The sequence below is a fragment of the Mesorhizobium sp. HAY1-8B genome, assembly GCF_056868045.1.
Genome location: NZ_CP200321.1, coordinates 1,115,862 through 1,135,035, shown reverse-complemented (window position 1 = coordinate 1,135,035; position 19,174 = coordinate 1,115,862). Strand labels below are relative to the sequence as shown.

The following is a 19,174-nucleotide window of genomic DNA, read 5'->3' as shown; positions in this document are numbered from 1 at the left end:
CGTCCGTTCAGTCCGACAAATGGTCTTCAAGCGTCACGCCGGCATCGCGCATGCGACGCAGCATGGCATTGAGCGAGCCGTTGAGGTCGATGCCGCGGCAGGCGTCGAGCCGGACGGTGGTGTTGAACCCCTGGCTGACAGCGTCCAGCGCTGAAAAGCCGACGCAGAAATCGGTCGCCAGGCCGACCAGGGTCAGACTGTCGATGCCGCGCTCCCTGAGATAGCCGGCGAGACCCGTCGGCGTCGTGTGGTCGTTCTCGAAGAACGCCGAATAGCTGTCGATCGCTGGGCGAAACCCCTTGCGGATGACGAGCTCGGCCTTGGTCCAGGCAAGGCCGGAATGGAAATCCGAGCCGAGGCTGCCCTGGATGCAATGGTCCGGCCACAGCGTCTGCTGGCCATAGGGCATCTCGATCATGGTGAAAGGCTGCGCGCCCGGATGGCTGGAGGCAAAGCTCGAATGGCCGGCGGGGTGCCAGTCCTGCGTCAACACGACATGGTCGGTCCGCCGGATCATATCGTTGACCAGCGGCACGATCTCGTCACCCCCGGTCACGGCCAACGCGCCGCCCGGGCAAAAGTCGTTCTGCAGGTCGATGACAACAAGCGCTTCGTCGGCCATGCGGCTTCCTTCCCTCTGTCTCGATGCCGCTGTTGCGACCGGAGGCAGAAACTTGACCAGATGGCCGCGCACGTCAACCTCCGAAGGCGTAACAATCTCGTTGCATGCGGCCCGTCAGGTGCGACACCTCAAACTCTGGCTTTGACAATTTCCACCGGCTTGATATCATTTGCATACGAATGAATTTCCGGTTCGAAACCGGCAACATGATCCCAGGGGAAAATCCTTGGGAGGGCCAAATTCGGGGAAGGCCCACTCTCTGGGAAGGCAAAGCGTGATCCGTTACGCGAAACCCACCACGGTCGATGAGGCGCTCGCGCTGCTTGGCGAGGGCGCCTGGCGCATCCTCGCCGGCGGTACGGATTTCTATCCGGCACAAGGCACGAAGCCGTTCCGCGACAATGTCCTCGACATCAATGGCCTCACTGCGCTGAGCGGCATCGCCGAGACGGATGACCACTTTGTCATCGGTGCACGCACGACATGGACCGACATCATCCGCCATCCCTTGCCGCCCGCCTTCGATGCGCTGAAACAGGCCGCGCGCGAGGTCGGCTCGCCGCAAATCCAGAACGTCGCCTCGGTCGCGGGCAATCTCTGCAACGCCTCGCCGGCCGCCGATGGCGTGCCGGGCCTGCTCGTGCTTGATGCCGAAGTCGAACTGCGTTCAGCTACAGTGACGCGCTACCTGCCCCTGCCGGATTTCATTCTCGGCAACCGCCAAACGGCCTTGCGAGCGGGGGAGATGGTCAGCGCCATCCGCGTGCCGAAGCCCGCTGCAACGGGCACGTCGGCTTTCGTCAAGCTCGGCGCGCGGCGCTATCTCGTCATTTCCATCGCCATGGTGGCGGCGCGTCTGATCGTCGAGAACGGCACAGTGACCGAAGCGGCCATCGCCGTCGGGTCGTGCTCGGCCGTCGCCAGGCGCCTTGCCGGCGTCGAGGCGGCGCTGCTCGGATTGCCTGTGGATCACCGGCTCGCTGATGCGGTCCAGTCCGCATCGATCACGGAACTGTTGCCGATCGCCGACGTGCGCGGCAGCGCGGAATACCGGCTCGATGCTGTGCGCGAGATTGTCGCCCGCGCCGTGCTGACGGCCGCCGGTCCAACGAACGACCACATGGTGGCGGCATGAACCAGCTTCTGCCTGAAGTGACTGAAGCCCTGCCCGATCTGGGCGGAGGCACGCCCGGCCTCGGCCCTGAACGCGCCGACATAGCCTTCGCGGTCAATGGCGACGCCGTCCTGGTCAATGTGCCGCCGCTGCGCCGGCTGTCCCAGGTGCTGCGCGACGAATTGCGGCTAACCGGCACCAAGGTCGGCTGCGATGCCGGCGATTGCGGCGCCTGCACGGTGCTGGTCGACGGCGCTCCCGTCTGCGCCTGCCTGATGCCGGCGGCTTCCGTAGCAGGGGCGGCAGTGACAACAGTCGAGGGACTTGCCAATGGCCGGCTCTCGGCACTGCAGGCCTCGTTTCTCGCCCATGGCGCTGCGCAATGCGGCATCTGCACGCCGGCACTGCTGGTCGCGGCGACAGCGCTCCTGGACACGACACCCAGGCCGACCGAGACCGAGGTGCAGGATGCACTGGGCGGGATTCTGTGTCGTTGCACCGGCTACCGGAAGATCATCGCGGCGGTGATGGAGGCGTCCCTTCAGACAGCGAGCCTGGATTTCCGTCTGCCTCGGTCCGGGCATGCCATCGGCGCGTCCCCTGTCAGGCTCGATGGCGTGCCAAAGGTGACCGGGGCTGAGAAATTCGGCGGCGATTCCTTCCCGGCCGATGCGCTCGCCGTGCTGGTGGTCCGCTCGCCGCATTATCACGCCGGCTTTGCCTTCGACGATCTCGATGACTGGGCTAAGAGACACCCCGGCATCGCCGGTGTCTTCACGGCGGCCGACATTCCGGGAAAGAACTGCTTCGGTGCGATCGGCCCGTTCGCCGATCAGCCGGCACTGGCCGAAGGATTTGCGCGGCTGCGCGGCGAGGCGGTGGCGCTGGTCGCTGGCGAGCGCGAGGCGATCCTCGATCTCGACCTGTCGGATTTCCCGGTCCGCTGGACCGAATTGCCGCATTTCCTGCAACCTTGCGAAGCGCAGGCCGAAGGCGCGGCACGGGTCCATGACAACCGCCCGGCCAACCTTCTGACCAAGGGCCTTGTCGAGCGCGGCGATCCTGAGGCGGCGCTCGCCAATGCCGCCGTCACCGTAAGCGGCGCCATCGAAACATCCTATGTCGAGCACGCCTACATCGAACCGGAAGCCGGCTATGCCTATCTGGATGGCGACACGCTAGTTGTCGTCGCCTGCACGCAGGCGCCCTACATGGACCGCGACGAGACGGCGAAGGTGCTTGGCCTTGCCGTCGACAAGGTGCGCATCGTGCCGACCGCGACCGGCGGCGGTTTCGGCTCGAAACTCGACGTTTCACTGCAGCCGCTGATCGGCCTCGTGGCGCTGAAAACCGGCCGACCGGCGGCGCTGGCCTACACCCGCAACGAATCGATGACATCGACCACCAAGCGCCATCCGGCTGAGATGAGGGCGACCATCGGCGTGGACGCTGAAGGCCATGTCACCGGCATGACCTTTGCCGGCGATTTCAACACCGGCGCCTATGCAAGCTGGGGCCCGACCGTTGCCAACCGAGTGCCGGTGCATGCTTCCGGACCCTATGCGACGCCCAACTATCGCGCCGAGGGCCGCGCCATCCATACGCATGGTCCGATTTCCGGCGCCTTCCGCGGCTTCGGCGTGCCCCAGGCGACGATCATGCAGGAGACGCTCTATGACGAGCTGGCCGGCAAGCTTGGTATCGACCGCCTCGACTTTCGCCTGAAAAACTGCCTTCGGAACGGCTCCGAAACGGTTACCGGCCAACGTCTGGAGTCCGGCGTCGGCATTGCCGAGTGCCTTGAGGCGCTGCGGCCGCATTGGGCGCGCGCGACAGCCGACGCGGACGCGTTCAACCATGCCCACGCGGACAAAAAGCGCGGTGTCGGCGTGGCATCCTGCTGGTATGGCTGCGGTAACACCTCGCTGCCCAATCCATCGACCATCCGGGTCGGCATAGCAGCTGACGGCACGGTCATCCTGCACCAGGGCGCCGTCGATATCGGCCAGGGCTCCAACACCGTCATCAGCCAGATCTGCGCCGACGCGCTCGGCCTGCCGCTGGAGAAATTCCGGCTGAAGAGCGCCGACACGGCGATCAGCCCCGATGCCGGCAAGACTTCCGCCTCGCGCCAGACTTTCGTGACCGGCAAGGCGGCCGAGAAGGCCGGCCGCGCGTTGCGCGAGAAGATCCTGCGCTTTGCCAATGTCTCGGAAAAGGCATCCCTCCAGTTGGATGGTGTGGCAATCGTAATCCGCGAGGGCGAGGCCACACGCCGCATCGATCTCGCCTCGCTCGACGTCGATGCCGATGGCTTCGTCTTCCGCGCCGAGGAGACCTACGACCCACCGACACTCCTGCTCGATGCCAAGGGCCAGGGCAAGCCCTACGCTGTGTACGGCTTCGGTGCGCAGATCGCCGAACTCGAGGTCGATCTCAAGCTCGGCACGGTGAAGCTGCTGAAAATCACCGCCGCGCACGATGTCGGCAAGGCGATCAACCCACTGCTGGTCGAAGGCCAGATCGAGGGCGGCATCGCGCAAGGCATCGGCATGGCGCTGATGGAAGAATATATCCCCGGTCGCACGGAGAATTTGCACGACTATCTCATCCCGACCATAGGCGACGTGCCGCCGATCGAGACCATCCTGATCGAGGTTCCCGATCCGGAGGGCCCGTTCGGCGCCAAGGGCCTGGGCGAGCATGTGCTGATCCCGACCGCACCCGCGATCCTCAACGCCATCCGCCATGCCACCGGCGTTCTGGTCACCAAGATTCCGGCGACGCCGACGCGTCTGCGCGCTGGCATTCGTGAAAAAGATGGCGTCCGCGAAAAGGAAGCACGCCCATGAGCGAGCTTGCCGAGCGCTTCGAAACACATGATCCCGGCGAGAAGCTGGTGGCGGAGAAGATCCGCTGCGATGCCTGTCCGGTCATGTGCTACATCGCCGATGGCCGCACCGGCGCCTGCGACCGCTACGGCAATACCGGCGGCCGGATCGTACGCATGGACCCGCTGGCCATCCTCGACCACGCGGCCGAGACCGGCGCGGCGATCGTACCTTTCGTCGCCGACGGCGAGGCCTGGGACGGCGAACTGGTCAACGCCGGGCGCCGCTTCGTCACGGCAATAGGCGCCGGCACCACCTATCCCGACTACAAGCCGGCGCCGTTCATCGTCAGCCAGGAGGTCGAGGGCGTCGATCTCGTCACGGTCGTCACCGAAGGCATCTTTTCGTATTGCGGCGTCAAGGTGAAGATCGATACCGACCGTCATATCGGACCGGAAACGGCTGTTGTTCGGGCCGAGGGCGAGGCGATCGGCCATGTCACGACAGGCGAATATGGCTCGCAGATGCTGTCGCTGGGCGGCGTGCATCACCTCACCGGCGGCTCCAAGGCCGAAGGCCGCGCCACCTGCGATGCGCTGCTCAATCTGTGCAACCGCAAGCCGGTGGAACTGACCATCGATGGCGGCGCCACCATCATCGTCGAAGCCGGCAAACCACCCGTCATCGACGGCAAGCAGGAGCACCGCATGCGCGTCGGCTGCGGCTCGGCGACGATCGGCATGTTCGCCACGCAATGGCGCGGGCTGGTCGACGAGGTGGTGGTGGTCGACGACCACATCACCGGCGTCGTTTCCGAGCATCAGGCCGGCAAGGTGCTGGGCTGGCAAGATACGGGGATCAAGATCATCGGCCGCCGCTCGACGCCAGGCCGCTATTTCAAGGTCTCCGAGCCTGGCCTCGGCTGGGGCGGCACCTCGATTTCCGACCCGCTGTCGATCCTTGGCGACTGGAACGCCAAGAAGGGCGCGCGGCCAGGCCTGTCGTTGCTGATGGTTTCGACCACAGGCGAACAATTCGCCTACTACGAACTCGACGACGAATTGAAACCTGTCGAAAAACCGTTTCCCGAACGGCTGCGGAAGTCGGTCAATCTGATCGAGGACAATTGCGAGCCGGCGCTGTGTACCGTGCTGTTCATCGGCGGCGCCGGCGGTTCGCTGCGTGCCGGCGTCACCGAAAACCCGGTCAATCTCACCCGGTCGGTGCAAGGCCTGAAGACCTATGTGACGGTCGGCGGCGCGCCGGTCTATGTCTGGCCGGGCGGCGGCATCACGCTGATGGTCGACGTGACGCGGGTGCCGGAAGGTGCTTTCGGCTATGTGCCGACACCAGCGCTGGTGGCGCCGATCGAATTCACGCTGCGCCGCGACGACTATATCAGGCTCGGCGGCTACGAGGCCGAAATCCGCAGCGTCGAGGACATCGTCGCCAAGGGCGGCGAATACCTCAACCCGCGTCGCGGAACCGGCGCGCCGTCCGACAATCCATGGCCGCCGCTCGCGCAATTGCGGCGTGCCGCCTCGAACCGAGCCGGATGATGGACGGCCCGCAAGTCCACTGGCTGCAGGACGGCAAGCGGCTGCACCTCAACCACGGGCCGATCGACCTGATCGTCGAGGCCTTTGGCGAGGCGGACGAATGCCGTGCCGCCTACGCCCAGGCTGTCGCGCGCTTCCAGACGATCCTGATCGAGTTGGTCAGGGAGCTTCCCGAATTGCGGCTCCCGGCGTTTTTCCTGCGGCCGCGCGCCTTTGACGGCGCGACGGCGCGACGCATGGAAGCCGCCGTCATGCCCTTGGCGGAATGCTTCATAACACCGATGGCGGCCGTTGCAGGATCGGTAGCCGACGAAATGCTCGCCGCATTGCTTGCCGGCCGCAGGCTCGATCGCGCCTATGTCAACAATGGCGGCGACAGCGCTCTTCACATCGGCACGGGCCGGTCGATCGGTCTGGCGGTCGCCGGCACCGGCAACGGCATGGCCGACCGGATCACGATCCGCGCGGAAGATGGCGTTCGCGGCGTTGCCACCAGCGGCTGGCGCGGCCGCTCGTTCTCGCTTGGCATTGCCGACGCCGTCACCGTGCTGGCGCGGACCGGCGCCGAGGCCGATGCGGCGGCGACGCTCATCGCCAACGCGGTCGATCTGCCCGGCAATCCCGCCATCAAGCGCATTCCGGCACAGGAGCTGTCGCCCGACAGCGATCTCGGCGCGCGGCTGGTGACACAAGCCGTCGGCACGCTGGCATTTGGCGACGTGGCGCAAGCGCTGGACAATGGCCTTGCCGTCGCCGAAGATTTTCGCCGGCGCGGGCTGATTGCCGCATCGGCGCTGTTTCTTGGCGGTGAGGCCCGCATCAGTGGCTCGGTTGCACTTTCCGCGCCCAACAAAAATCCGAGGGAGGAAGTTGCCCATGCCTGAGTTTCCGATCCGCAAGGTCGCGGTGCTGAGCGAAGAGATTTTTCACGAGGGCGGACCGGTCGCGGACGTACCGCGCCGGCGGGCGGCGGCCATGGCCGTGGTCAGGAACCCGTTCGCCGGGCGCTATGTCGAGGATCTGCAGAGTGCCATGGACGATCTGAAGCCACTCGGCCTGCTGCTCTGCGACCGGCTGATCGCAGTGCTCGGCGGCGACGTCAAGCAGATCGACGGCTACGGCAAGGGCGCCATCGTCGGCACGGCGGGCGAACTGGAACACGGCGCGCTCTGGCATGTGCCCGGCGGCTACGCGATGCGCGAGCGGCTCGGCGACGCCAAGGCGATCGTGCCATCGGCGAAGAAAGTCGGCGCCTTCGGCTCGAAGCTCGACGTACCGCTCGGCCACATCAACGCCGCCTATGTGCGCAGCCATTTCGACGCGATGGAAGTCGGCATCAGCGACGGCCCGCGTCCCGACGAGATCCTGTTCTGCCTCGCCATGACCTGCGGCCCGCGCGTCCATAATCGCATGGGTGGTCTTGCGGCCGACGACATCAAGGCCTGGGACGGGTTGCGGTGAACGGCGAGGACAATCTGCTCAAGCTGGTCGAGGCCGAAGAGCCTGGGGAACATGACTACCTCCTCCAGGAACAGGTCGGCTTCATCCTGCGCAAGGCGCACCAGCGCCATGTGTCTATCTTCGCCGCGCATATAGGCGACCTGACGCCGCCACAATTCGCGGCACTGGCCAAGCTGCGCGATGTCGGCGAGACCTCGCAGAACCAGCTCGGCACGCTGATCGCGATGGACGCGGCGACCGTGAAGGGCGTGATCGACCGCCTGAAGGCGCGCGGCCTGGTAGAACTCTCCAGGCATGAGGTCGACAAAAGGCGGCTGCTGGTCAATCTGACCGCCGAGGGTCGCGATGCGATCGAACGGCTGATCCCGCTCGCCCGCGAGATCACCAGGGAAACACTGGCGCCGCTCTCGGCCAAGGAGATCGCCACGTTCACAAAGCTGCTGGCGAAGCTGGCGTAGGCTGGTCCTGCCGGACGCCAATCAGCGCCCGGCAGAAGCGTATCGTCTCAGAGTCCGTTGTCCTTCAGCACCTGAGCGGCGTTTTCCTTGGTGATCTTCTCGGTGGGCAGCGTGATGGTCTTTTCGACCTTCTCGCCGTTGAGGAACTTGATTGCCTGGCGCAGGCCTTCGGCACCGGGGGTAACGTAGGTGAAAGTCGCCGTCAGCTCGCCCTTGTTCACCATTTGCACGCCTTCATTGGGCAGGCCGTCAATGCCGATGAACTTGATGTCCTTCTCGCGGCCGACATCCTTGGCGGCGAGATAGGCGCCGTAGGCCATCGGATCGTTGTGGCCGTAAACGAGATCGATCTTCTCGTTGGTTTTCAGCGCGTTGGCCATCAGATTGTAGGCCTGGTCCTGCTTCCAGTCGCCCGACTGCTGGTCGAGCAGATACTTGATGCCCGGCTCCTTGTCGGTGAATTCATGGAAGCCGTCATGGCGGTCATGCGCCGGCTGGGTGCCCATGCCACCCCAGATCTCGACGACATTGCCGGCCGCCTTGCCCTTGCCGCCGAGCAGTTCGACCGCATACTCGCCTGCCGCGCGCCCGATCAGCTTGTTATCGCCACCGACGAACTGCGTGTAGTCCTTGGTATCGACGTTGCGGTCGAGCACGAAGACCGGAATCTTGGCGTCGATGGCCTGCTGCACGACGCCGGTCAGGCCCGCGGATTCCTTCGGCGACACCAACAGCGCGTCGACCTCCTGACGGATCAGGTTCTCGACGTCGGCGACCTGCTTCTCGGTCTTGTCCTCGCCATCGGTGATGATCAGCTCGACCTCGGGATGCTTGGCGGCTTCGGCAATGATGTCCTTGTTGAACTGGGCGCGCCAGGGCTCGATGGTCGTCACCTGCGAGAAGCCGATCTTCCACTTCTTGTCCTGGGCGAAGGCATTGCCGGTCGAAAGCAGCGCGGTGGTGGTCAGCAATGCCGCGCCGAGTGCGGCAAGCTTCAGCATGTCACGTCGTTTCATTTCTTGTTTCCTCCGAGATTGAGAGACGGGGTCTCTTGTGGCGGCCGCTTGGCTGCGGCCGTTTCCTTGCGCGCCGGTTGCCCGCCGGGCAGGCGCAGATAGGCCAGGAGATCGCCGGCATTGCGCTCCTGCACGAGCACGGTGCCGATGATGATCATCCCCTTCAGCACCAGCTGTAGATTCGAATTGATGTTGTGGAGCTGCAGTATGTTGGAGAGCAGCCCGAAGATCAGCACGCCGCAGAACGTGCCGATCAGGCTGCCGCGTCCGCCCATCAGGCTGGTGCCGCCGATGACCACGGCGGCGATTGCGTCGAGCTCCAGCCCGGCGCCGGCATCGGGCTTGCCTTGCCGGTACTGCGCGACATAGAGCACCGCGGCGATGCCGGCGAGCAGGCCGGAGACGGCATAGGTCGCGATCTTGACGCGGCCGGCGGCGATGCCGGAAAGCCGTGCCGCCTCCTCATTGCCGCCGATGGCATAGACATAGCGGCCGAACGGCGTGAAGCGCAGCACGGCGCCATAGATCAGGATGGCGCCGAGGAAGAACAGGCCGGGCATCGGGATGACGCCGAACACCAGCGAGCGCAGCATCTCGAAATCGGCGGTGGCGTTCGAGCCGGTATAGACCGGCAGCACGGCATTGTTCTGGCCGGCGGTGAGCCGGGCGATACCGAGCGCCGTGACCATCATCGCCAGCGTGACGATGAAGGGCTGCAGCCGCCCGGCAACGATGATGAAGCCGTTGATGGCGCCGAACAGCAGGCCGACGCAGGGCGCCACCAAAAGCACACCGAGCACGCCGAATTTGGGCTCGATCTGCGGCAGCAGGTACCATAGCGACAGGCAGCACAGGACCACGCCGACAATTGCCGGCGTGACCAGGCCGCGAACGCTGTCCAGCCTCACATCCCGCGCGGCGGCATCCGGACCGGCACGGGATTTTTCCACGTTGAGGAAAATGAAGCGAGTGACGACGAAGCCAAGGCAAAGCGCCACCAGCGCGACGGTCGGCACGCCCAGCACGACACCCGGCGTAACACCCGGTACCGTCAGCAGCATGGCGCAGACCACCGAGCAGATGGCCATCAGGGAGCCGACGGAAAGATCGATACCGCCGGTGATGATCACCGCCGTCATGCCGGTGGCGATCAGTCCGGTGGTCGACACCTGGCGCAGCACGTCGAGCAGATTGCCGTAGGACAGGAAGATGTTGTTGCCCTTGGAACTCACCGGCGAGCCGAGCACGCCGATCAGGAATATGGCGATCAGGCCCCAATAGAGCTTGGTGCGGGACAGGAGTTTCAGGGCAGTCATGCGGCTGGTCTCGATAGGGTCCGGCGGGGTGCGGCGAGGCGCATGATGGCCTCTTCGCTTGCCGCGTCGCGGGAAAGAATGCCGGTCTGGCGGCCGTCGGCCATCACCAGGATACGATCCGAGAGATGCAGCAATTCCGGCAATTCGGAACTGATCACCGCGATGGCCAGGCCATCGCGCGCCAACTGGAAGATGAGGTCGTAGATCTCGCGCTTGGCGCCGACATCGATGCCGCGCGTCGGCTCGTCCAGCAAAAGCACGCGCGGCCTGGTCGCCAGCCACTTGCCGATGACGACCTTCTGCTGGTTGCCGCCCGACAGCGTGCCGGCGGGCTGATCGATGTCCTGGCAGCGTATGCCGAGTGCCTTCACCGCCTGCCGCGCCAATCCCTGCTCGCCGGCCAGCGAGCGGATGCCGAAGCGTGCCAGCGACCCGACCAGCGGCAGCGCGACATTGTCCGTGATCGAGGCCTGCAGGTGCAGGCCTTGCGTCTTGCGGTCCTCGGTGACCAGTGCGATGCCCAGCCGCCTGGCGTCGCGCGGCGAGCGGATGTTCACGGACCGGCCGTCAAGTTGAATCTCGCCGCCGGCACGGCCATCGCCCGAGCCGAAGATCGCTTCCATGATCTCGGTGCGGCCCGAGCCCAGAAGGCCGCCTATGCCGAGGATTTCGCCGGCGGCCAGATCGAAGCTGACGCCGTCGATCACCTGGCGCCAGCCCTGGCGGTCGGGCTTCGACAGCGACAGATTGCCGACCGAAAGCACGGTTCGGCCGCCGGGATCCCGCTCTTCTTGGGAGGATGCGAGCAGGTCCCGTCCGACCATCGCCGAAATGATGGCATTCTCGTCAAGCTCGGCCATCGGCCGCGTCAGCACATGGCGCCCGTCACGGAATACCGTGACGCGGCCGGCCAGATGCATCACCTCGTCGATGCGGTGCGAGATGTAGATGATGGCGACGCCGCCTTCGGCAAGCTGGCGGATGATGCGGAACAGCCGCTGGCATTCGGCGGGCGAAAGCGCCGAGGTCGGCTCGTCCATGATCAGGATGCGCGCCGACATCGACAGCGCCTTGGCGATTTCGACCAGCTGTTGTTCGCCGACGCGCAAGGCGCCGACGCGCGCTTCCGGGTCGAGTTCGATGCCAAGCCGCTGCAGGAGGGCGGCCGCCGCTCGGCTGCTCGCCTTGCGATCGACGATCAGCCCGGCGATCAGTTTTTCGCGGCCGAGGAAGATGTTGTCGGCGACACTGAGTTCCGGCACCAGGTTGAGCTCCTGGTGGATGATGGCGATGCCGGCATCCTCGGCGTCGCGCACGCCGGCGAAGCTGACCGGCCTTCCATCGACGCTGACCGTGCCTTCGTAGCCGGTATAGACGCCGGAGAGGATCTTCATCAGCGTCGACTTGCCGGCGCCGTTCTCGCCCATCAGGGCATGGACCTCGCCGCGCCGCAATTCGAAGCCGACATCGACCAGGGCGGCGATGCCGCCGAAGCTCTTGGAAATGCGCTCGGCGCTCAGGACGACATTGGAATGGTCCGCCGCCGCGGCATGCCCATGGGCGATGGAACCTCTGTGCTCCATGACAATGGCGGCCTCCCTTCCGTCCTCGTCAATCTCATCCAAACGCTATTCTAAACGTTTCGATACTGTCAAGCCGCTATCTGATAACGCAGGATTGACCCTTTTCAATTCTTGCGAAAAACCTTGATATTCCGTAGGTATGGCGAACAGACACCGGCGAAACGTTTCGAAATGGCAGCATCCAAGCGGACGAGACAGCGAAAATCGACGGCGCCGACCATGCTGCATGTGGCGGAAGCGGCGCGTGTCTCGGTCGCCACCGTGTCGGCGCTGATCAATGGCACGGCGACCGTCAGCCCCGAACTCAGCCAGCGCATCGAGCAGGCGATCCGCGATATCGGCTACAAGCGCAATGCGATCGCCCGCAGCCTGAAAATGGGCACGACGCGCACCATCGGCCTGACCGTGCCGCACATCACCAATCCGTTCTTCACCGATGTCGTCTCGGTCATCCAGCAGGCCTTCGACCGCGCCGGCTATGCCGTCATGCTTTGCTGCACGGACGAGGATCTGAACACCCAGGACGACCAGATCAGGCTCTTGCTCGACCGCATGGTCGACGGGCTGATCGTGGCGCGTGTCGGAGACGGCGCGATCCTCAAGGGGATCGTCGACGACGCCAATGTGCCCGTCGTGCTGCTGGACCGCATCTGCGAGGGCGTCGATACCGATGCGGTGGTGCTCGACAACCAGCGCGCCGTGTTCGACGCCATCACCTACCTGATCAATCTCGGCCACCGGCGCATCGGCTACATCACCGGCACGTCCGATATTTCGCCCATGCACGACCGTATGACCGGATACCGCGAGGCGCTTAGGGCGGCCGGCCTGCCGGTGGCCGAGGAACTGGTTCGCTCCGGCAATTTCCATGAGATCGACGGCTACAACGCGACCATGCAGCTGCTGTCGCTGCACAATCGGCCAAGCGCGATCTTCTCGGCCAACAACCCGATGGTGATCGGCACCATGAAGGCGATACGCGACATCGGCCTGTCCTGCCCGGAGGATATTTCGGTCGCCTGCTTCGACGATTTTCCGTGGTCCGACGTGTTCCAGCCGCAACTGACCACGGTGGCGCAACCGGTGCAGGCGATTGGCGAACAGGCGGCCAATCTGTTGCTCGACCGCCTTGCCGGCAACCGGGACGCGCCACCGCGCAAGCTGGTGCTCAAGGGCCGGCTGATGATCCGCAATTCGTGCCGGCCGCTCGGAGCAATCGCGCAGAGCGTGAGCGCCTGAACGACGCGTGTTGGATCAGGGCTTGAACACTCCCGAACAAAGCGCCTGCAGTTTCGAAAATACGCCCTTGCCGCCTGATATGACCTGTGTCCCGCTTTGCAGCACAGTCTTGCGATCCGCCTTCAGAACGGTACCGCCGGCCTCCTCGATCAACAGCATGCCGGCCAGGCAGTCCCAGGCGTTCATGTGCTCTTCCACATAGCCAAGCAGCCGGCCCGAGGCCACATAGGCCAGCATCAGGGCGCCAGACGCGTTGCGGAAGAAGACACCGCCTTCGGCGAGGATCTTCTTGATCAGCACGGCGATGTTCTCGGCCTCGGCCCGGTTCGAGAATCCGGTCCCCACCGACCCTTCTTCCAGGCTGGTCGCCGCGCTTGCCTTGATCGGCCGGCCGTTGACGAAGGCGCCGCCATCGAGCCTGCCGTGAAACGTCTCGTCGGTCGACGGCTCGTGGATGACGCCGACGACCGTCTCCCCGTCCCGGGCGCAAGCGATCACCACGCACCACGCCGGAATGCCGCGCACGAAATTGGCGGTGCCATCGATGGGATCGATGACCCAGACATGGCCTGTCGAGCCGGCAACGGAGGCATGTTCCTCACCGACGATGCCGTCTTGCGGATAGTCGGCGGCGATTGCAGCGCGGATGAACAGCTCGACCTCGCGGTCGGCTTGCGAGACCAGGTCCTGATGGCCCTTGCTCTCGATGGTCAGGCTCTCCAGATCGCGGAAATATCCGAGCCCGAGGTCACCGGCGCGCCGCGCCAGATCGATGGCAAACCGCTCGCGCGCTTCATGGTCGTTTTTCAAGGGAGGTTTCCGATCCGTGGAAGGAAACCCGCCCATAGCAAAACGGCGGTGCCCGCAACAGTGCCTGCCAAGCAGGTTCCGTAAAAGTGTCCCGCGGTTTGCGGCAAGAACCTGCGGCAAACAAAGAAACTTAAGCAGACGACACGTTGGCGAAGCCGGCGGAGTCTGCCTAGAAGATCAGGCCGCCTGCAAAAGCGATTTGTGAGCCTCAGCCAAAATCTCGAAGGAGCGCACCCGCGCCGCATGATCAAATATCTGCGCGGTGACCATCAGCTCGTCGGCACCGGTGCGGCGCACGAAGGCATCGATGCCTTGCCGGACCGTTTCGGGAGAGCCGACGACGGCGCAGGACAGCGCCTGGCCGAGCATGGTCTTGGCCATCGGGTCGAGATCGCGGTCATAGTTCTCGACGGGCGGCGGCAATCTTCCCGGCTTGCCGGTGCGCAGGTTGACGAAGGCCTGCTGCAGCGAGGTGAACAGCAGACGCGCCTCGGCATCGGTAGGTGCCGCAAAGACATTGAGGCCGAGCATGACATGCGGCTTGTCGAGTTGCTCCGACGGCTGGAAGCGAGAGCGGTAGATGTCCAGCGCATGATCGAGCTCCGCCGGCGCGAAATGCGAAGCAAAGGCGTAGGGCAGACCGAGCATGGCGGCGAGCTGCGCGCCATAGAGGCTTGAGCCGAGAATCCAGATCGGCACGGTCTGGCCTTCGCCCGGCACGGCGCGCAGGCGCTGGCCTTCCTCCGCGGGGAGGAAATAGCCCATCAGCTCGACGACATCCTGCGGAAAATTGTCGACGCCGGCCTCCAGGTTGCGGCGCAAGGCGCGCGCGGTGTTCATGTCGGTGCCGGGGGCTCGGCCGAGCCCCAGATCGATGCGGCCGGGAAACAGGGCTGCCAGCGTGCCGAACTGCTCGGCAATCACCAGCGGCGCATGGTTGGGCAACATAATGCCGCCGGCCCCGACGCGAATGGTTTTGGTACCGCCGGCGACATGGGCGATGACCACCGATGTGGCGGCGCTGGCGATACCCGGCATGTTGTGATGCTCGGCCAGCCAGTAGCGCTTGTAGCCCAGCCGCTCGGCATGGCGGGCAAGATCGAGCGAGTTGGCCAGCGACTGCGAGGCATCGCTGCCTTCGACGATCGGCGACAGGTCGAGAACGGACAGTTCGGTCATGCGTTGGGATCCTGTGTAGAAACCGCATGTAGGATGCGCGTGGCGACGCCGCAAATTCAAAAATATTGATCAGCCCTTCGCGGGCTCGGTGTTGGCGGCATCATCGTCCCCCACCATGCCGGTCTGCTGCGCGGCGAGAAAATTGCCAACATGGCCGAGCCCCTCGAAATGGTCGCAGAACACCTTGATAACGACCAGCAGCGGCACCGCCATCAAGGCGCCGACGAAACCCCACAGCCACGACCAGAAGGCAATGGCGATGAAGATCGCCACGGCGTTGATCTCCAGGCGCCTGCCGACCACCATCGGCGTCACGAACTGGCCTTCGACGACATCGCAGAACAGCACGAAGGCCGGTGCCAGAAGCGCGTATGAAATGGTGTCGAAGCTGATCAGCGCCATTACCGCGACCAGCACGATGGTCAGCAGCGCGCCGACATAGGGCAGGAAGTTGAGCAGCGCGGCGGCCACGCCCCAGACCAGCGGGTTGGGCATGCCGAGCGCCCAAAGGCCAAGGCCGATGACCGTGCCGAGACCGGCATTGATGATGGTGACGGTGAGCAAATAGTGCGAGATCTCGCGCTCGACGTCATAGACGACACGCAGCGCCCGCTTCTTTTCCGTGAGGCTGGCGAAGGACTGGATGATCTTCTCGTAGAACATCGTGCCCGAGGCGAGCAGGAACAGCGACAGCACGAAGATGATGGTGAGGCTGGTTCCCGCCGCCAGGATGTTGCTGGCGGCGGATGACAGGATGCCCGACTGGGCGACCGCGACTTTCTGGATGCCCGGCTCCTGTGAGGTCTGGGTCAGTTGTTCGATCTGATGCGAGACCTGCATGATCCTTTCCAGTGGACGCCGCAATTGCGCCAGCCGCTCGGTAAGCTGCTGGCCGATCGACGAGGTGTTGTTGAGGAGGTCGATGACCGGGCCGCTGAGCAGGTAGCCGGCGCTGGCGAAAACGCAGATCGACAGCAGCACCAGAAGGGTCGCCGAAACCACTTCGGGAATGCCGCGCTTGCGCAGCAGCCGGACGATCGGTGTCAGTGTCAGCGCCAGCAGGAACGCCAGGATGACGGGCATGAAGAAGGCACGGCCGAAGTAGAGCGCATAGACGGTCATGAAAATGAAGATGCCGACCAGCAGCGTGCGCATCAGATGCGTATCGGCACGCGCCACGGCGCGCGCTTCGGCCGCTTCGGCAACGCCCGCGCCCAGCGCGTCGGGTTCGGCTTTCATCTCGGTCCCTCAGCGGTGCACCGCAATTGGTGCAATCCATCGACCGAAAACGCTAGCGCGGCTTCAAGGTTCCGTTAGCCGGCAGAGCCTGAGAAGCCGACCCTGCCGTTAGCTTACGCCACCGGGGCTGCCACAGCCGGCGCGGATTTCACCGTCTCCTTGCGCACGATCGGCGCCACCTTGGTGCCGTAGAGTTCGATCGCCTTCATGATCTTGGCGTGCGGCATGGTGCCGATCGCCATCTGCAGCAGGAAGCGGTCATTGTTGAATATCCTGTGCTGGGCGACGATCTTTTCGGCCACCTGCTCGGGGCTGCCGACGAACAGGGCGCCATTGGTGCCGCGCGCCTGGTCGAAATGCGCCCGCGATGTCGGACCCCAGCCGCGCTCGCGGCCGATGCGGTTCATCACCTCGGCCTGTGGGCCGTAGAAATCGTCGGCCGCCTGCTCGGTCGTGTCGGCGATGAAGCCATGCACGTTGATGCTGGTGGCGAGACCGGCCGGGTCACTGCCGGCCCGCTTGGCGGCCTCGCGGTAGAGGTCGAACAGCGGTGCGAAGCGCGCCGGCTCGCCGCCGATGATGGCAAGCGCCAGCGGCAGGCCGAGCGCGCCGGCGCGGGCGGCGGACTGTGGTGTCCCACCAATCGCAATCCAGATCGGAAGCCTGTCCTGGAACGGACGGGGGTATACGCCGCGATCGTTGATCGCCGCGCGCAGATTGCCGGACCAGGTGACCTTCACCTGGTCACGGATAGCAAGCAGCAGATCGAGCTTTTCGGCGAAGAGCTCGTCATAGTCCTCGAGATTGTAGCCGAACAGCGGAAAGGATTCGATGAACGAGCCGCGCCCGGCCATGATCTCCGCGCGGCCGCCCGACAGAAGATCGAGCGTGGCGAACTGCTGGAAGACACGCACCGGATCGTCCGAGGAGAGCACGGTGACCGCGCTGGTCAGCTTGATGCGCTTCGAGTGCTCGGCCGCGGCGGCCAGGGCCACTACCGGCGCGGAGGCGGCATAATCGGGCCGGTGATGTTCGCCCAGGCCAAAGACGTCGAGGCCGACCTGATCGGCCAATTCGACCTCCTCGATCAGGTTGCGCAGCCGCTCATGCGGCCCCATTGCACCTGGGCCAGGCTGTGGGCTGACGTCGGCGAAAGTGTAGAGACCGAGTTCCATGTGATGTCATCCTGGTGTTGGGTTTTGTCGATAAAGCAATTCCAGGAAAAGTATGAAACGGTTTTCCGTCCGGAATTGCGTCAAAGAGAAAGAGCGGTTCACCGAAAGGTGAACCGCTGACGTAGCGATCGTATCGCCTCGCCGCCAGGGAGGCTGACGGTGAACAGTGCATGTCGGTTTGGGTGGGAAAAGGCGTCTCCCGGCTGCAACATCGCGGAATTTCATGGCTGGCATACCGTTTTGGCGCTTGAACTCTCGGCATTCGCGCGTATGTAAGCCTCGCGAATTGACTTCAGGGAAGTGGACTTGGCTATCTACAGGGAAAAAGACATTTTCGAGCGGCGCAACGCCGCGAACGAGGCAAAGAAGGCGCTTCTGGAGCGTTTCAAGTCAAAGCCGGCGGCAGATGATCCTGCGGTGCTGGCGCGGCAGGCCGAACGCAAGGCAATCCTCGATGCTCGCGCGATACGCGAGGCTGAAAAGGCCAGGCTGAAGCAGGAAAAGCTGGCACGCGAAGCAGCTGAGAAGGCTGAGCGCGAGGCAGCAGCCGAGGCGGCACGCATTGCCGCCGAGGAGGCAGCCCAGGCCGAAGCCAAAATTCGGGAAGCCGAAGAGACCGAGCGCATTGCCCGTCTGCTCGCCGACGAGGCCGAGCGCAAGGCCAAACGCGACGCACGCTATGCGGCCCGCAAGGCGCGTACAGGCAGAGCGCCTCCCGGCTTCTCCGCCCGCTAGCAGCTTCGGCGCAGCCAAGTGTGAGTATTGAATCAGGGTCGCCTTGCAGCGGCCCTGATTGTGTTTGTGCGAAAGTAGCGCTTTGACCTTCGGAGATGCGTATCGTTGTCCCAAAGCCGCTTTGCGCCTTTGGAAGACGTGCATTCAAGCCGCGAACTTCAGCCCCATAATGCCGCAGACAATCAGCGCGATGCAGGCAAGCCGGATCGCCGTGGCGGGTTCGCCGAGCAGCCAGATGCCAAGCAGCGCCGTGCCGACTGTGCCGATGCCGGTCCACACCGCATAAGCGGTGCCGACGGGAAGCGCCTTCAGCGCCAGGCCGAGCAAGGTGAGACTGACGATCATCGACGCGACCGTGAGCACGGTCGGAACGAACCTGGTGAACCCATCAGTGTATTTGAGGCCGATTGCCCAGCCGATTTCGAACAGGCCGGCGAAAAACAGAAAAATCCAAGACATCGGGAACGCTCCATCCAGCATCGGATCGGAAATAGAATCCGATCCTCAGATCAACAATGGGCGGGTCGTCCCGACCTGGTTTTTCGGAGAAGCGCGGGGTCGTCCCCGCGCCGGGGATATAGGGTTGTCCAGAAGCCTATCAACACCCGCCGGCGGCATTGTCTGACGCCGCCGGTGAGATCCCACCTCGCCGGATTTGTCGAGGCCTACTTCTCCTTGATGCGCATCGCCTTGACCGGCGGCGCCTTCAGGACGGGAGCGGCTGCCGGCTTCTTGGCGTCCTTCTTCGGCTTGCGGGCTTCCTTGCCTGCCTTCATCGCACCTTTAGCCATGATTCGTTCCTCCAATTGCGGGAGGTGAAGTGAAACAAGAGAAACG

At 64.4% G+C, this 19,174-nt stretch carries 18 protein-coding genes; 8 read left to right on the top strand and 10 right to left on the bottom strand.

Annotated features, from left to right (window positions below; translation table 11 throughout):
* Positions 1–7: 7 nt before the first annotated feature.
* Positions 8–622: a bifunctional nicotinamidase/pyrazinamidase gene (gene pncA, locus AC1VON_RS05645; protein WP_172347551.1), complete on the bottom strand. Its 615-nt coding sequence runs from the start codon at positions 620–622 to the stop codon at positions 8–10.
* A gap of 274 nt (positions 623–896) precedes the next feature.
* On the opposite strand from pncA, the gene AC1VON_RS05640 reads away from it, so the two are divergent.
* Genes AC1VON_RS05640 through AC1VON_RS05615 form a run of 6 tightly spaced genes read left to right on the top strand, consistent with a single transcriptional unit; the run spans position 897 to position 8,045 of the window.
* Complete coding sequence (locus tag AC1VON_RS05640; protein WP_172347552.1) at positions 897–1,757, top strand: FAD binding domain-containing protein; 861 nt, start codon at positions 897–899, stop codon at positions 1,755–1,757.
* Positions 1,754–4,588, top strand: coding sequence for a molybdopterin-dependent oxidoreductase (locus tag AC1VON_RS05635; protein WP_172347553.1), 2,835 nt, complete (start codon positions 1,754–1,756; stop codon positions 4,586–4,588). Before AC1VON_RS05640 ends, AC1VON_RS05635 begins: the two co-directional genes overlap by 4 nt.
* Positions 4,585–6,126 (top strand): 6-hydroxynicotinate reductase, encoded by a 1,542-nt coding sequence (locus AC1VON_RS05630; RefSeq protein WP_483120867.1) that lies wholly within the window; start codon positions 4,585–4,587, stop codon positions 6,124–6,126. Before AC1VON_RS05635 ends, AC1VON_RS05630 begins: the two co-directional genes overlap by 4 nt.
* Positions 6,126–7,010: a UPF0280 family protein gene (locus AC1VON_RS05625; RefSeq protein WP_483120865.1), complete on the top strand. Its 885-nt coding sequence runs from the start codon at positions 6,126–6,128 to the stop codon at positions 7,008–7,010. Before AC1VON_RS05630 ends, AC1VON_RS05625 begins: the two co-directional genes overlap by 1 nt.
* On the top strand, positions 7,003–7,587 hold the full coding sequence (locus tag AC1VON_RS05620; RefSeq protein WP_483120864.1) for an amino acid synthesis family protein: 585 nt from the start codon (positions 7,003–7,005) through the stop codon (positions 7,585–7,587). Before AC1VON_RS05625 ends, AC1VON_RS05620 begins: the two co-directional genes overlap by 8 nt.
* A complete protein-coding gene (locus AC1VON_RS05615) occupies positions 7,584–8,045 on the top strand; it encodes a MarR family winged helix-turn-helix transcriptional regulator (RefSeq protein ID WP_172347557.1) in 462 nt (153 codons plus the stop codon). The genes AC1VON_RS05620 and AC1VON_RS05615 overlap by 4 nt, the downstream gene beginning before the upstream one ends.
* A gap of 47 nt (positions 8,046–8,092) precedes the next feature.
* On the opposite strand, the gene AC1VON_RS05610 is transcribed toward AC1VON_RS05615, so the two are convergent.
* Genes AC1VON_RS05610 through AC1VON_RS05600 form a run of 3 tightly spaced genes read right to left on the bottom strand, consistent with a single transcriptional unit; the run spans position 8,093 to position 11,960 of the window.
* Positions 8,093–9,061: a substrate-binding domain-containing protein gene (locus AC1VON_RS05610; protein ID WP_056568429.1), complete on the bottom strand. Its 969-nt coding sequence runs from the start codon at positions 9,059–9,061 to the stop codon at positions 8,093–8,095.
* On the bottom strand, positions 9,058–10,377 hold the full coding sequence (locus tag AC1VON_RS05605; RefSeq protein WP_172347558.1) for an ABC transporter permease: 1,320 nt from the start codon (positions 10,375–10,377) through the stop codon (positions 9,058–9,060). The genes AC1VON_RS05610 and AC1VON_RS05605 overlap by 4 nt, the downstream gene beginning before the upstream one ends.
* Positions 10,374–11,960: a sugar ABC transporter ATP-binding protein gene (locus AC1VON_RS05600; protein ID WP_483120861.1), complete on the bottom strand. Its 1,587-nt coding sequence runs from the start codon at positions 11,958–11,960 to the stop codon at positions 10,374–10,376. Before AC1VON_RS05600 ends, AC1VON_RS05605 begins: the two co-directional genes overlap by 4 nt.
* 219 nt (positions 11,961–12,179) lie before the next feature.
* Here AC1VON_RS05600 and AC1VON_RS05595 point away from each other — a divergent pair, with 219 nt between their 5' ends.
* Entirely contained in the window at positions 12,180–13,199 is a 1,020-nt protein-coding gene (locus AC1VON_RS05595) for a LacI family DNA-binding transcriptional regulator (RefSeq protein WP_483126277.1), read from the top strand.
* A 15-nt stretch (positions 13,200–13,214) separates the two neighbouring features.
* Here AC1VON_RS05595 and AC1VON_RS05590 read toward each other — a convergent pair whose 3' ends face one another.
* The 4 genes from AC1VON_RS05590 to AC1VON_RS05575 all read right to left on the bottom strand — a co-directional run bounded on the left by AC1VON_RS05590 (position 13,215) and on the right by AC1VON_RS05575 (position 17,602).
* The gene (locus tag AC1VON_RS05590; RefSeq protein ID WP_483120859.1) at positions 13,215–14,009 is read right to left on the bottom strand and encodes an inositol monophosphatase family protein; all 795 of its coding nucleotides are present in this window, start codon (positions 14,007–14,009) and stop codon (positions 13,215–13,217) included.
* A gap of 177 nt (positions 14,010–14,186) precedes the next feature.
* On the bottom strand, positions 14,187–15,188 hold the full coding sequence (locus AC1VON_RS05585) for an LLM class flavin-dependent oxidoreductase (protein WP_483120857.1): 1,002 nt from the start codon (positions 15,186–15,188) through the stop codon (positions 14,187–14,189).
* Positions 15,189–15,257: 69 nt separating this feature from the next.
* Positions 15,258–16,427, bottom strand: a complete 1,170-nt coding sequence (locus AC1VON_RS05580) for an AI-2E family transporter (RefSeq protein WP_483120855.1) — start codon at positions 16,425–16,427, stop codon at positions 15,258–15,260.
* Between the two features lie 113 nt (positions 16,428–16,540).
* Positions 16,541–17,602, bottom strand: coding sequence for an LLM class flavin-dependent oxidoreductase (locus AC1VON_RS05575; RefSeq protein ID WP_483120853.1), 1,062 nt, complete (start codon positions 17,600–17,602; stop codon positions 16,541–16,543).
* Between the two features lie 306 nt (positions 17,603–17,908).
* Between AC1VON_RS05575 and AC1VON_RS05570 the strand changes: the two genes are divergently transcribed.
* Entirely contained in the window at positions 17,909–18,337 is a 429-nt protein-coding gene (locus AC1VON_RS05570) for a DUF6481 family protein (RefSeq protein ID WP_483120851.1), read from the top strand.
* A gap of 144 nt (positions 18,338–18,481) precedes the next feature.
* Here AC1VON_RS05570 and sugE read toward each other — a convergent pair whose 3' ends face one another.
* Positions 18,482–18,796: a quaternary ammonium compound efflux SMR transporter SugE gene (gene sugE, locus AC1VON_RS05565; protein ID WP_483120849.1), complete on the bottom strand. Its 315-nt coding sequence runs from the start codon at positions 18,794–18,796 to the stop codon at positions 18,482–18,484.
* A 206-nt stretch (positions 18,797–19,002) separates the two neighbouring features.
* Entirely contained in the window at positions 19,003–19,128 is a 126-nt protein-coding gene (locus AC1VON_RS05560) for a hypothetical protein (RefSeq protein ID WP_081294966.1), read from the bottom strand.
* Positions 19,129–19,174: the final 46 nt, after the last annotated feature.

Bases quoted from the DNA above. Each gene is read 5' to 3' on its own strand.
- pncA (WP_172347551.1), bottom strand. From the start codon at position 622: ATGGCCGACGAAGCGCTTGTTGTCATCGACCTGCAGAACGACTTTTGC.
- AC1VON_RS05635 (WP_172347553.1), top strand. From the start codon at position 1,754: ATGAACCAGCTTCTGCCTGAAGTGACTGAAGCCCTGCCCGATCTGGGC.
- AC1VON_RS05630 (WP_483120867.1), top strand. From the start codon at position 4,585: ATGAGCGAGCTTGCCGAGCGCTTCGAAACACATGATCCCGGCGAGAAG.
- AC1VON_RS05625 (WP_483120865.1), top strand. From the start codon at position 6,126: ATGGACGGCCCGCAAGTCCACTGGCTGCAGGACGGCAAGCGGCTGCAC.
- AC1VON_RS05620 (WP_483120864.1), top strand. From the start codon at position 7,003: ATGCCTGAGTTTCCGATCCGCAAGGTCGCGGTGCTGAGCGAAGAGATT.
- AC1VON_RS05610 (WP_056568429.1), bottom strand. From the start codon at position 9,061: ATGAAACGACGTGACATGCTGAAGCTTGCCGCACTCGGCGCGGCATTG.
- AC1VON_RS05605 (WP_172347558.1), bottom strand. From the start codon at position 10,377: ATGACTGCCCTGAAACTCCTGTCCCGCACCAAGCTCTATTGGGGCCTG.
- AC1VON_RS05600 (WP_483120861.1), bottom strand. From the start codon at position 11,960: ATGGAGCACAGAGGTTCCATCGCCCATGGGCATGCCGCGGCGGCGGAC.
- AC1VON_RS05595 (WP_483126277.1), top strand. From the start codon at position 12,180: ATGCTGCATGTGGCGGAAGCGGCGCGTGTCTCGGTCGCCACCGTGTCG.
- AC1VON_RS05585 (WP_483120857.1), bottom strand. From the start codon at position 15,188: ATGACCGAACTGTCCGTTCTCGACCTGTCGCCGATCGTCGAAGGCAGC.
- AC1VON_RS05580 (WP_483120855.1), bottom strand. From the start codon at position 16,427: ATGAAAGCCGAACCCGACGCGCTGGGCGCGGGCGTTGCCGAAGCGGCC.
- AC1VON_RS05575 (WP_483120853.1), bottom strand. From the start codon at position 17,602: ATGGAACTCGGTCTCTACACTTTCGCCGACGTCAGCCCACAGCCTGGC.
- sugE (WP_483120849.1), bottom strand. From the start codon at position 18,796: ATGTCTTGGATTTTTCTGTTTTTCGCCGGCCTGTTCGAAATCGGCTGG.
- AC1VON_RS05560 (WP_081294966.1), bottom strand. From the start codon at position 19,128: ATGGCTAAAGGTGCGATGAAGGCAGGCAAGGAAGCCCGCAAGCCGAAG.